This is a genomic window from Cupriavidus sp. UYPR2.512, from assembly GCF_000379565.1.
Classification (GTDB): Bacteria; Pseudomonadota; Gammaproteobacteria; order Burkholderiales; family Burkholderiaceae; genus Cupriavidus.
Window position 1 is genome coordinate 206491 of sequence record NZ_KB903151.1, and the last position, 12607, is coordinate 219097.

The following is a 12607-nucleotide window of genomic DNA, read 5'->3' on the forward strand; positions in this document are numbered from 1 at the left end:
GCCCATGTGGATCGACACCCACTGCCACCTCGATGCCAGCGAGTTCGACGCTGACCGCCAGCAGGTGGCCGACGCGGCCGAGGCCGCCGGCGTGCGCGGCATCGTGGTGCCGGCGGTGGCAGTGTGGAACTTCGAGGCCGTGCGCGCGCTGGCGCGCCACGATGCGCGCTGCGTCTATGCGCTGGGCATCCATCCGCTATGCTCGCCCGGCGCAGGCCAGGCCGACCTTGACACGCTGCGGCGCGAGGTAGCGGCCAGCATGGGCGACCCGCGCTTTGTCGGCATCGGCGAGATCGGGCTCGACTTCTTCGTCGCGGGGCTGGATGCGGAGCACCAGACCTGGCTCTACGTGGAGCAGCTGAAGATTGCGCGCGAATTTGACCTGCCGGTGCTGCTGCATGTGCGCAAGTCGCAGGACCAGGTTGGCGCGCAGTTGCGCAAGCTGGGCGTGAAGCGCGGCATTGCCCACGCCTTCAACGGCAGCAATGAACAGGCGCGGCGCTTTGTCGAGCAGGGCCTGAAGCTCGGCTTCGGCGGCAATGTCACCTTCAGCCGTGCGCGGCAGATCCGCCGGCTGGCGACGGAGCTGCCGCTGGAGGCGCTGGTGCTGGAAACCGACGCACCCGACATCGCGCCGGCGTGGCTGTCTGACGATCAGTTCGGCGAACAGCACAAGGCGCGCAACACGCCGGCGGAGGTGGCGGGCGTGGCACGTGTGATGGCTGAATTGCGGGAAATCAATGCGATGACGCTGGCGCAGGCGACATGGCGCAACGCCGTGGATGCGATGCCGCGGCTGGCGGGGTTTGCGGACACCATGGCCCCCCCGGTTTGCACCGGACACACAACTTCCAATTCTTCTTGACGGGCTGACAAGCTTGCCGCGCCCTGGCGCGGGTACAACTCCGGCTATGCAAGATCAGCCGGGGGAGGTGCCGTGCGTCGGTTCGTGTTGGCCTATGTGGCGGGATGCTGGATGCTGCAGCAGCAGTCAACGCTGCCGCCGGGCGATGGCTTGCACCTGCTTGCCGTTGCGCTGGCGCTGGTGGCTGTCGGCATGGCCTTGTGGGGCAGGCATTGGCATGTCACGCTGCGCGGCCTGGCGCTTGCCGGGGTGGCGTTCGGCGCCGCGTTCTGCTGGTCGGCGTGGCGGGCAGAACTGCGCATGCGCGACTGGCTGCCGGCAACGCTGGAGTCGCGCGACTTCGACGCGCGCGGCGTAGTGTCGGGCCTGCCCGCGAATACCGCCGCCGGGACGCGCTTTGCCTTTACCCTGGAGCCGGGCGCTGCGCTGCCTCGCCACGTGATCCTCAACTGGCGCGGCGCGCCGCCGGACCTGCGTCCCGGCCAGCGCCTCACGCTGACCGTACGCCTGCGGCGTCCGCGCGGGCTCGCCAATCCCTTTGGCTTTGACTACGCCTACTGGCTGCTGGCGCAAGGCTATGGCGCCACCGGCTATGTGCGCCGCGCGCAAGGGCCAGCGCAGGATGCGTCCCGGGAGCGGCTGGCATGGCGCGTGCAAGCCCGGCGCGCCGCCGTGCGCGAGCATCTGCGCGCGGCACTGCCGGCCAATGCCCGTTTCGGTGCGGTGCTGATTGCGCTGGTGATCGGCGACCAGCGCGGCATCCATGCGGATGACTGGCAGGTGTTCCGGCGCACGGGCGTCAGCCACCTGGTTGCCATTTCGGGGCTGCATATCACCATGATCGCCGGCATGGCGGCGTCGCTTGCCGGGCTGTTATGGCGGCATTCGTTCGGACTCGGCCGCTGGTTGCGCCGGCCGCTGCCGCTGTGGCTGCCGGCCCGGCAGGCTGCCCTGGTGGCGGCGGTGGCGAGTGCGCTGGCGTATGGATTGCTGGCTGGCATGCAGATCCCGGCGCTGCGCACCGTGGCCATGCTGTGCGTGGCTGCCGTTGCGGTCTGGGGGGCGCGCGCGCCGCCCGCCTCGGTGGTGCTGGCCTGGGCGGCGCTGGTGGCGTTGCTGCTGGATCCGTGGGCGGTGATGTTGCCCGGCTTCTGGCTGTCCTTCGGTGCGGTGGCGGTCATCTTCTTCGCGGCCCCGCCCGGCCGGGATGTCGCGGCGGCAGGGCGCTGGCAACGCCTGCGGACCACGCTTGCCGCCGGGGCGCGCACGCAGTGGGCCGTGACCATCGGCCTGGTGCCGCTGACCTTGTTGCTGTTCGGCCAGGTATCGGTGGTGTCGCCGCTGGCCAATGCGGTGGCCATCCCGGTGGTCAGCCTGCTGGTGACGCCGCTGGCGCTGCTGGCCGCGGCCGTGCCGATGGCGCTGGCCGTGCCGGTGCTGGCGGTGGCCCATCTGGCCATGGTGGCGTTGGCCGCCATGCTGGAATGGCTTTCGGTGCTGCCATGGGCGATGTGGGACGCGGCCAGTGCGGGGCCGCTGGCGCTGGCTCTCGCCGCGCTCGGGGTCGGGCTGCTGGTTGCGCCTGTCGCCACGGCACGCGTGCGATGGCACGGCGGGTTGCTGATGCTGCCGATGCTGCTGGCGCGCGGCCCCCCGGTTGCGCCCGGCGAGTTCCGCGCGGTGATGCTCGACGTGGGGCAGGGCACCGCGGTGCTGGTGCGGACGCGTTCGCATGTGCTGCTGTATGACGCCGGGCCGGCCTATGCGTCGGGGTCCAGCGCCGGCGCTCAGGTGGTGGTGCCATTGCTGCGTGGCGAGGGGATTGGCCGGCTCGACCACCTGATGGTCAGCCATGAAGACGCCGACCATGCCGGCGGTGTGGCGGACGTTGCTGCGGCGGTGGCCGTGGCCGCGCGCAGCACCGGTGCGCCCGCCGGGCACGCTTTGCTTGGCCCGGCGGCAAGCAACTGGCCGCCGTGCGCGGCGGGCCAGCAGTGGGAGTGGGACGGCGTGCGCTTTACGGTGCTGTATCCGCTCGCGGAGCAGGTCCAGCAGGCCGCCATCGCCAGCAATGCGCGCAGTTGCGTGCTGCGCGTGGACACGGCCGCCCACAGCCTGCTGCTGACCGGCGATATCGGGGTGGCGCAGGTGCGTGCGCTGATCGACCGGTTGCCGGCCGAGGCGCTGCGCGCCGACGTACTGGTGGTGCCGCACCATGGCAGTGGCACTTCGTCCGGCGCGGCCTGGCTGGAAGCGGTACGCCCGTCGGCCGCTGTGTTCCAGCTGGGTTATGCCAACCGCTACCGCCATCCGGCTGCCGAGGTATGGGAACGCTACGGCCGCGCGGGGATCCTGCGCTACCGGACCGACGAAACCGGCGCGGTGACCATGGCCACCGCGCCCACGGGATACGCGTTATCGATGTTTCGGCAGGCACAGCCGCGCTACTGGCGGGCGCGGCCGCCGGCGCCGCGCTAGCCGGTTAGCTGGGCTTGCGGCGGCGCGGGCGTGTGGCGGGCGGCGCTGTCGTGGCTGGCTCCGTCCGCGCCGTGGGTTTCACGCGGGTTCTTGCCGGCGGCACGGGCCGGGCCGGCTCCGCGCCGGCAATGCGCCGTTCGCGCAGATGCGCCTTGGCGCGCTGCAGGCGGGGGGCGACGGTGTCCGCGCGCGCCAGCGCCACGCCGGCGGCCAGGACGTCGCCCAGCACCAGGTGGCTGATGCGCGAGGTCATCGGCGTATAGACCTCGCTGTCTTCCTCGACGTCGGAGAACACGCAGACGTCGGCCAGCCGCGCCAGCGGCGAGCCGCTGTGCGTGATCGCCAGCACGCTGGCGCCGCTGCTGCGCGCCAGCGTGGCGGCGGTCAGCATGTCCCAGGTGCGGCCGCTGTTGGAGACCAGCACAGCCACGTCGCCACGGGCGAGCAGCGCGGCCGACATGCTGAATACATGCGGGTCGGAATACGCAACGGTCGGCATGCCCAGCCGGAAGAACTTGTGCTGGATATCCAGCGCGACGATGCCGGAGTTGCCGCAGCCGTAGAACTCGATGCGCCGTGCGCCGGCGAGCAGCTGGATGCCATGCTCGATCTGGTCGGCGGAGAGCGCATTGCGCACGCTCATCAGCGTGGCAATGGTGCGGTCGAAGACCTTGCCGGCGATGTCCGCCGGGCGGTCATCGGCCGCGACGTCCTGGTGCACGAAGGGCGTGCCGCCACCGACGTTCTGTGCGAACTGCAGCTTGAATTCGCGGAAGCCGTCGTAGCCCAGTGCCGCGCAGAAGCGCGCGATGGTGGGCTGCGACACGCCGGCGCGCTCGGCCAGCTCGGGCATCGACAGCCGGATCACGGCGGCGCCATGCCGGGCGACATAGTCGGCCAGGCGGCGTTCAGAAGGGCGGAGCGTGTCGTAGACGGCTAGGATTCGGTCGCGCATGGCGGCGGGCGGCAGGGTCGGGGTTTCGGATTTGTAGAGATTCTACATCGGATGGCGCTGCATCTTGCCCGAAATGGTGCGCCGCCCGCCCTCGGGGTTTGCCCTAATTCCGGGAATTTCTGCGCAATTGTGATGCATGAGCGGGTCGACGGCGCGCTTGTGCTCGGTATAATGGCGGCGATCTGTAGAAAATCTACATGCGATGGCGCGGCATTGTCGCGCCGCCACCAAGCCCACAAGGAACGTCTCCGCCATGCCTTCTGCCGTCCATGCCGAGCTTCTTGCCGTCACCGAGCGCATCGCTGCGCGCAGCCGCGCCAGCCGCGCCGCCTACCTTGCCCGCTGCGAGCGCGCGCAGGCTGAACTTGGGCCGCTGCGCGGCATGTCCTGCGCCAACCTGGCGCACGGCTTTGCCGCACTGCCGGCCAACGACAAGCTGAAGCTGCGCGTCGACCATGCCCCCAACCTGGGCATCGTCACCGCGTACAACGACATGCTGTCGGCGCACCAGCCGTACGAGCGCTACCCCGCCGTGATCCGCGAGGCCGCGCGCGCGGTGGGCGCGGTGGCGCAGGTGGCTGGCGGCGTGCCGGCCATGTGCGACGGCATCACGCAGGGCAACCCGGGCATGGAGCTGTCGCTGTTCTCGCGCGATGCGATTGCCATGGGCACCGCGGTGGCGCTGTCGCACAACACCTTTGATGCGGCGCTGATGCTGGGCGTGTGCGACAAGATCGTGCCGGGGCTGTTGATGGGCGCGCTGCAGTTCGGTCACCTGCCGATGGTGTTCGTGCCGGCGGGCCCGATGGCCAGCGGGCTGCCCAACAAGGAGAAGGCGCGCGTGCGCCAGCTCTACGCCACCGGCCAGGTCGGGCGCGATGCGCTGCTCGAAGCCGAATGCCAGGCCTACCACGGCGCCGGCACCTGCACCTTCTACGGCACCGCCAACAGCAACCAGTTCCTGATGGAGATCATGGGCCTGCACCTGCCGGGCGCGGCCTTCGTGCATCCGGACAGCGGCCTGCGCGATGCGCTGACCGCGGCGGCCGCGCAACGCGCGATCGCCCTGCGCGCGCGCGGCGATGAATACCTGCCGCTGGCGCGCATCGTCGACGAACGCGCTATTGCCAACGCCATGGTCGGCCTGCTGGCGACTGGCGGCTCCACCAACCACACCATCCACCTGGTGGCGATGGCGCGCGCCGCGGGCATCGTGATCGACTGGAATGATTTCGACCTGCTGTCACGCATCACGCCGCTGCTGGCGCGCGTCTACCCGAATGGCTCGGCCGATGTGAACCACTTCCATGCGGCGGGCGGCGCCGGCTTCGTTATCCGCGAACTGCTGCAGGCCGGTCTGCTGCATGAGGACGTGCAGACCGTGGCCGGCCCCGGGCTGGCCCGCTATGCGCAGGAGCCGGTGATGACCGACGGCGTGCTGCGCTGGCGCGACGGCGCCGCGCACAGCGGCGACGCGCAGGTGCTGGCGACGGCCGCGGAGCCTTTCTCGGCCGAGGGCGGGCTGCGGCTGATGCAGGGCAACCTGGGCCGTGGCGTGATCAAGGTCTCGGCGGTGGCGCCGGAGCACCGCGTGGTGGAGGCGCCAGTGCGGGTGTTCGATGCGCAGGAGGCGCTGCAGGCTGCCTTCGATGCGGGCGAGCTGACTGGCGACCTGGTCGCGGTGGTGCGTTTCCAGGGGCCGAACGCCAACGGCATGCCCGAGCTGCACCGCCTGACCCCAGTGCTGGGCGCGCTGCAGGACGCCGGCCACAAGGTGGCGCTGGTGACCGACGGCCGCATGTCCGGCGCGTCGGGCAAGGTGCCGGCGGTGATCCACGTCGGCCCCGAGGCGCTGGCCGGTGGCGCGCTGGCGCGCGTGCGCGATGGCGACCGCATCCGTGTCGATGCCATTGCCGGCACGCTGCAGTGGCTGGGCGACGAAGGCGAATTCGCGGCGCGCGAGCTGGCCGCGGCGCCGGACGACGATTTCGCGCAGTTCAGCCTGGGGCGCGGCCTGTTTGGCCTGTTCCGGCGCCATGCGCGCATCGCGGAAGAGGGTGGCAGCGCACTTGACCTGTCCGAGGCGGATGCCGAGGCCGGCGCAGGCGGGCGCCAACGTACCGCAGCGGCGCAATCCGTCGCACAATAGCCAGGCCTGAGGCCGATTTTCCCCTGAAGTTCCCTGCGGGGCGGCAGCGCCCCCCGGACGTCTTTGCGCCGCCGCAAGGACGTCCGGCTGGACCGATAAGGACAGACAAGGATGGCGACACCATCCGATACCAAGACCGACGGAGCAGACATGATCTATATCCTGATGGGCGTTTCCGGCAGCGGCAAGACCACGGTTGGCCAGTTGCTGGCACAGCGCCTGGGCTGCGGCTTCCATGATGCCGATGCATTCCACAGCGACGCCAACAAGGCCAAGATGCACGCGGGCATCCCGCTGACCGACGAAGACCGCTGGCCGTGGCTGGCGGCCATGCGCGCCGCCATCGACGCGGCCCGAGCCGAAGGCCGCACCCATGTGTTCACCTGCTCGGCACTGCGCCAGGCCTACCGCGACCGGCTGACCCCGCCCGACGGCGGCGTGACCTTCGTCTTCATGAAGGGCGATGCGTCCCTGATCGGCACGCGCCTGTCCGCGCGCACGGAACACTTCTTCAACCCCGACCTGCTGCAAAGCCAGTTCGATACGCTGGAAGAGCCCAGCGACGCGCTGGTGCTCGACATCCGCCAGTCCCCCGAGGCGCTGGTCGCCACCATCCTCCAGGCCACGGTGCCCCAGGGCGCCGGCGCGGCGCGCTGACCTGCCGACCTCGCCGGGCGTTCCGGCCGGCCCCTTCCCGCTCGGCCCGCAAGCGGCCGCCAGCCAGGCTGGCGGCCGTTTTTTCGTGCGCTGGCAGACATCTTGCTAGTTCACTTTCCGTGCCGGCCGGGCACCCGCCAGCTTGCGGGTTTCGCCGGTACGGGTATGCTGAAAGGGCCAGTGACTCGACAGTATCGCCGTGAGCCCCGAACGGGCAGGCGCGGCGGGCTGGGGACAGAAAACCAGGGCAAAACCAGGGCAGCCGGTAGCGACCCCGAAGTCGCAGTGAAGCGGTAGCACCGGAAGCCCGCGACATGGAGGAACGGCCATCATGGCGGGGCGGTATTTCGACGAGATGCTGGACTGGCGCACGGACGGGGCGCAATGGGTCATCCAGGCGGGGCAAGCATTGCCTGAAGGCGCGGCGCGGCCGCATTACCGGCATTTCGCTGACTGGCTGGCGCGGCAGTCTGAAAGCACGATGGGCAACAAGCGCGCCGAGGCCGACCTGATCTTCCGGCGTGTGGGCATTACCTTTGCCGTCTATGGCGACAAGGATGAAGCCAACAGCGGCACCGAACGCACCATTCCGTTCGACGTGATCCCGCGCATCTTCCCGGCCAGCGAATGGGCGCTGCTGGAAAAAGGCCTGCGCCAGCGCGTGGCCGCGCTCAACCGCTTTGTCCACGACATCTACCACGGCCAGGACATCATCCGCGCCGGCGTGATTCCGCCCGACCAGATCTACAACAACGCCCAGTACCGGCCCGAGATGCTCGGCGTAAACGTGCCGCACGACATCTATGCGCACGTGGCCGGCATCGACGTGGTGCGCGCCGGCGAGGGCGAGTTCTACGTGCTGGAAGACAACCTGCGCGTGCCCTCGGGCGTGTCGTACATGCTGGAAAACCGCAAGATGATGATGCGGTTGTTCCCGGACCTGTTCGCGCGCAACCGCGTGGCGCCGGTGGCCCACTATCCTGACCTGTTGCTCGACATGCTGCGCGGGGTATCGCCGCAGGCCATTGCCGATCCCACCGTGGTGGTGCTGACGCCGGGCATGTACAACTCGGCCTACTTCGAGCATGCCTTCCTGGCGCAGCAGATGGGCGTGGAGCTGGTCGAAGGCAGCGATCTCTTCGTCGAGGACGATCACCTGTTCATGCGCACCACGCAGGGCCCGCAGCGCGTCGACGTGATCTACCGCCGCGTCGACGACGACTTCCTCGACCCGCTGGTGTTCCGCCACGATTCCTCGCTGGGCGCGGCCGGCCTGCTGTCGGTCTACCGCGCCGGCAACGTGACCATCTGCAACGCCATCGGCACGGGCGTGGCCGACGACAAGTCGATCTATCCGTACGTGCCCGACATGATCCGCTTCTACCTGGGCGAAGAGGCGATCCTCAGCAACGTGCCGACCTATATGTGCCGGCGCCCGGACGACCTGCAGTATGTGCTGGACCATATGGAAGCGCTGGTGGTCAAGGAAACCCACGGCGCCGGCGGCTACGGCATGCTGGTCGGCCCGGCCGCCACGCGGGCCGAGATCGATGCCTTCCGCGAAGTGGTGAAGGCGCGCCCGGAGCAGTACATCGCGCAGCCGACGCTGTCGCTGTCGACCTGCCCGACCTATGTGGAGTCGGGCATCGCGCCGCGCCATATCGATCTGCGCCCGTTCGTGCTGTCAGGCAAGGAGGTGCGCATGGTGCCCGGCGGCCTGACCCGCGTGGCGCTGCGCGAAGGCTCGCTGGTGGTGAATTCCTCGCAAGGGGGCGGCACCAAGGACACCTGGGTGCTGGAACGATGAACGCGAACCACTTGATGACCGCCGCAATGACCGCCATGGCGACCGCCGCCACGCCAGGAGAGCCCGCATGCTGAGCCGCACCGCCGACCACCTGTTCTGGATGGCCCGCTACACCGAGCGCGCGGAGAACACCGCGCGCATGCTCGACGTCAACTACCAGACCTCGCTCTTGCCGCAATCGGCCGAGGTGGCCGAGCAGGGCTGGTGGGCCATGCTCGATATCTCCGAACTGACCGACGTTTTCGACCACAAGTACGGACTGCTGTCGCGCGATGATGTGATCGACTTCATGGTGCGCGACATGACCAACGCCTCGTCCATCATGAGCTGCCTGCGCGCGGCGCGCGAGAACGCGCGCGCGGTGCGCGGCTCGCTGACCACCGAGGTCTGGGAGACCGTCAACACCACCTGGCTGGAGGTGCAGCGCCTGATCGCCGACGGCGTGCTGAAGGAAGACCCGTCGCGCTTCTTCGAGTGGGTCAAGTTCCGCTCGCACCTGGCGCGCGGGGTCCAGTTCGGCACCATGCTCAAGGACGATGCCTTCCACTTCATGCGGCTGGGCACGTTTCTGGAGCGCGCCGACAACACCGCGCGGATACTCGACGTCAAGTTCCAGGCATCGGGCAGCGACGAGAGCGATGCCAACCGGGACCAGAACGATTTCTATCACTGGGCCGCGGTGCTGCGCTCGGTATCGGGCTTCGAGGTCTACCGCAAGGTCTATCGCGCGGTCATTACGCCGCAGCGTGTGGCCGAGCTGCTGATTCTGCGGCCCGACATGCCGCGCTCGCTGGTGTCGAGCATGGACGAGGTGGTGGCCATCCTCCACACGGTGCGCAACCAGCAATCGGCGGAAACTGAGCGCCAGGCTGGTAAACTCCACGCCGACCTGAAGTACGCGCGCATCGACGATATTTTCGCGGTCGGCCTGCACCCGTACCTGACCAGCTTCCTGGAGCGCATCGGCGATCTCGGCAATGGCATCAGCCGGGACTTCCTCGTGCCGCTGCTGGCTGCCTGAAATGGGCCGCCGGCAGCCTCCATGTGCCGCCGCCGCGCCCTGATACCGTGAAATACAAGATCCATCACCATACTGTCTACCGCTATGCCGGGCCGGTGCGCCGCAGCGTGCACGAAGTGCGGCTCGAGCCGCGTTCGGGCCCGCTGCAGACCGTGCACCGCTGGCAACTGGCCGCGCCTGGCAATCCGTCGGCGGCGCACGATGGCTTCGGCAACATCGTGCACAACTTCACAGTGGCCGGACCGACCAGCACCATCTCGATCGAAGCCAGCGGGGAGGTGGAAGTGCTGCCGCCGCATGGCGACCTCGACCGGGATGGCCACCATGCGTTCTGTGACGCCCCGCCCCCCGGCGAGTCCCGGGTGTCGCCGCTGTACTTCCTCGGCAGCACGCCACTGACCTCGGCGCCGCCGGAGATGCAGGCGTTTGCCGCTCCGTTCCTGGCGGCCGGGCACGAGATTCCGGCGCTGCTGGCGCTGGCCCAGGGGATTGCTGAGCGGGTGCGCTACAAGCCCAACACCACTGACGTCGGCACTTCGGCAGCCGAGGCCTTCAGCCTGGGCAGCGGCGTGTGCCAGGACCAGGCGCAGGTGATGGTGGCGGCGTGCCGGGCGCTGGGCATCCCGGCACGCTATGTGAGCGGATACTTCTACGATCCGGCCGCGATCGAGATGGCCAGCCATGCCTGGGCCGACATATGCCTGGACCCGGCGCGCGAGGTGTGGTGCAGCGTCGACATCACCCACGGCTGCCTTACCGACGAGCGCCATATACGCCTCGCGGTGGGGCGCGATTACGCGTCAGCTGCACCAGTCAGGGGCATCCTGGAAGGGGGTTCCGGCGAGACGCTCGAAGTAAATGTGAGTATAACGCCGCTTTTTACCTGATTAGGTGCCTGATTCCAGGCAGGGCGCGGTGCCGCGGCACCGGCGCTAGAATCCGGGGTATGCAGGCCATCGGCTGGCTACTTCCGGCCGCCGCCAAGCACACCAAAACAAGACCATGACTTACTGTGTAGCCATGCGGCTGGATACCGGCCTGGTATTCCTGTCCGATTCCCGCACCAATGCGGGGGTAGATGCCATCTCCACGTCGCGCAAGATGACGGTGTTCGAAGAACCCGGCGACCGCGTAATGGTGCTGATGACCGCCGGCAACCTGGCGATCAGCCAGTCGGTGCGCCAGATCCTGGCCGAGAACCATGATGAGAAGCACTCGCTGTGGACCGCGCGCGACATGTTCGAGGCTGCTTCCATTGTCGGCGAGGCGGTGCGCCAGGTGCACAAGCGCGACGCGCATGCGCTGCGCGATGCCGGCATCGAATTCAATGTCAGCCTGATCTTCGGCGGCCAGGTGCGCGGCGAACGGGTGCGCCTCTTCAATGTCTACGCGGCGGGCAATTTTGTCGAGGCCACGCCCGAGAACTGTTATTTCCAGATCGGCGAGGCCAAGTATGGCAAGCCCATCATCGATCGCGTGGTGCAGCCGTCGCTGCCACTGGACGAGGGCGCCAAGTGCGCGCTGATCTCGATGGACTCAACGCTCAAGTCCAATATCTCAGTGGGGTTGCCGCTGGACCTGCTGGTCTATGAGGCTGATTCGCTATGCGTGTCGCGCTTCGTCAATATCGACGAGCGCAACGCCTATTTCCGCATGATCCGCGACACCTGGGGCCAGCGCCTGCGCCAGGTCTTCGGTGAAATCCATAACCCGGACTGGGCGGCCGGCGCGACGGCCGAGTTTCCGCTGACGCGCACCGGCGAAACCGACTGCTGGGGCCAGCCGGTGCGCGCCAAGCGCAATCCGTCGCGTACCCAGGACTGAGGGCCGGCAAGGCAATAAGCGATGCGCGAAATCATCCATTTTTCCCATGCCAACGGCTTTCCGGTGACCACCTACCGCAAGCTGTTCGGCGAACTGGACGGCGACTTCGAATTCCGCGCCGTGGACCGCTACGGGCACAAGCCCGAATTCCCGGTGACGCGCGGCTGGCCGCACCTGGTGGAGGAGCTGCTCGGCGAGATCGACCGCCAGTACCACGAGCCGGTGTGGCTGGTGGGCCATTCGCTGGGCGGGTTCCTGTCGCTGATGGCGGCGCTGCGGCGCCCGGAGCGCGTGCGCGGCGTGGTGATGCTGGATTCGCCGATCATTGCCGGCTGGCGCGCGTCGCTGTTGAAGACCGCGCAGATGTTCGGCATGGACGAAAAGCCCGGCCCGGCAGCGGTAACCAGGAACCGGCGCACCCATTGGCCGGATGCCGAGGCGGTCTGGGAGCACTTCCGCGCCAAGCCCAACTTTGCGGTGTGGGACCAGGAAGTGCTGCGCGACTACGCCATCCACGGCACCGAGCCGACCGGCAAGGACAACGAGCGGCGGCTGCGCTTTGACCGCGAGGTCGAATACTGGATCTACCGCACGCTGCCGACCAGCCTGGGGCGCAAGGTGGCGCGCGGCGCGCCGGTGCCGGTTGGCTTTGTCGCCGGCACGCGTTCGCGCGAGGTGCGCCAGTGCGGGCTGGGTGCCACCCGCAAGCTGGTCGGCCCGAACCTGCGCTTTATTGAAGGCGGCCATCTGTACCCGATGGAGCGGCCGCGGGAGACGGCGCAGCTGGTGCGCGACCTGATCGGCGCGATGCGCCACGAGGGGCGCTGAGGCGGGTGTACTGGGGGCATGCG

Annotated in this window: 11 protein-coding genes; 9 read left to right on the plus strand and 2 right to left on the minus strand. The window is 68.7% G+C overall.

What is annotated here, in order from left to right:
- Positions 1-4 precede the first annotated feature (4 nt).
- Together A3A5_RS0125480 and A3A5_RS0125485 are read left to right on the plus strand one after the other, a co-directional pair.
- Positions 5-865, plus strand: a complete 861-nt coding sequence (locus tag A3A5_RS0125480) for a TatD family hydrolase (protein WP_018313308.1) — start codon at positions 5-7, stop codon at positions 863-865.
- Between the two features lie 72 nt (positions 866-937).
- A complete protein-coding gene (locus A3A5_RS0125485; RefSeq protein ID WP_026201118.1) occupies positions 938-3343 on the plus strand; it encodes a DNA internalization-related competence protein ComEC/Rec2 in 2406 nt (801 codons plus the stop codon).
- 4 nt (positions 3344-3347) lie between these two features.
- On the opposite strand, the gene A3A5_RS0125490 is transcribed toward A3A5_RS0125485, so the two are convergent.
- Together A3A5_RS0125490 and A3A5_RS43595 are read right to left on the minus strand one after the other, a co-directional pair.
- Positions 3348-4298, minus strand: coding sequence for a MurR/RpiR family transcriptional regulator (locus tag A3A5_RS0125490; RefSeq protein WP_018313310.1), 951 nt, complete (start codon positions 4296-4298; stop codon positions 3348-3350).
- A 42-nt stretch (positions 4299-4340) separates the two neighbouring features.
- The gene (locus tag A3A5_RS43595) at positions 4341-4553 is read right to left on the minus strand and encodes a hypothetical protein (protein WP_157637295.1); all 213 of its coding nucleotides are present in this window, start codon (positions 4551-4553) and stop codon (positions 4341-4343) included.
- On the opposite strand from A3A5_RS43595, the gene edd reads away from it, so the two are divergent.
- The 7 genes from edd (at position 4552) to A3A5_RS0125525 (ending at position 12584) form a co-directional block, all read left to right on the plus strand.
- Positions 4552-6447, plus strand: coding sequence for a phosphogluconate dehydratase (gene edd, locus A3A5_RS0125495; protein WP_018313311.1), 1896 nt, complete (start codon positions 4552-4554; stop codon positions 6445-6447). The two genes, A3A5_RS43595 and edd, sit on opposite strands and share 2 nt — an antisense overlap.
- 150 nt (positions 6448-6597) lie before the next feature.
- Positions 6598-7104: a gluconokinase gene (locus A3A5_RS0125500; protein ID WP_018313312.1), complete on the plus strand. Its 507-nt coding sequence runs from the start codon at positions 6598-6600 to the stop codon at positions 7102-7104.
- Between the two features lie 331 nt (positions 7105-7435).
- Positions 7436-8911 carry a circularly permuted type 2 ATP-grasp protein gene (locus A3A5_RS0125505; protein ID WP_018313313.1) on the plus strand — a complete coding sequence of 492 codons (1476 nt, stop codon included), beginning with the start codon at positions 7436-7438 and terminating at the stop codon, positions 8909-8911.
- A 67-nt stretch (positions 8912-8978) separates the two neighbouring features.
- Positions 8979-9932, plus strand: a complete 954-nt coding sequence (locus tag A3A5_RS0125510; protein ID WP_018313314.1) for an alpha-E domain-containing protein — start codon at positions 8979-8981, stop codon at positions 9930-9932.
- A 47-nt stretch (positions 9933-9979) separates the two neighbouring features.
- Positions 9980-10819 carry a transglutaminase family protein gene (locus A3A5_RS0125515; RefSeq protein ID WP_198293176.1) on the plus strand — a complete coding sequence of 280 codons (840 nt, stop codon included), beginning with the start codon at positions 9980-9982 and terminating at the stop codon, positions 10817-10819.
- A 115-nt stretch (positions 10820-10934) separates the two neighbouring features.
- Positions 10935-11756, plus strand: coding sequence for a peptidase (locus A3A5_RS0125520; protein ID WP_026201120.1), 822 nt, complete (start codon positions 10935-10937; stop codon positions 11754-11756).
- A 21-nt stretch (positions 11757-11777) separates the two neighbouring features.
- Positions 11778-12584, plus strand: a complete 807-nt coding sequence (locus A3A5_RS0125525) for an alpha/beta fold hydrolase (protein WP_018313317.1) — start codon at positions 11778-11780, stop codon at positions 12582-12584.
- Positions 12585-12607 lie beyond the last annotated feature (23 nt).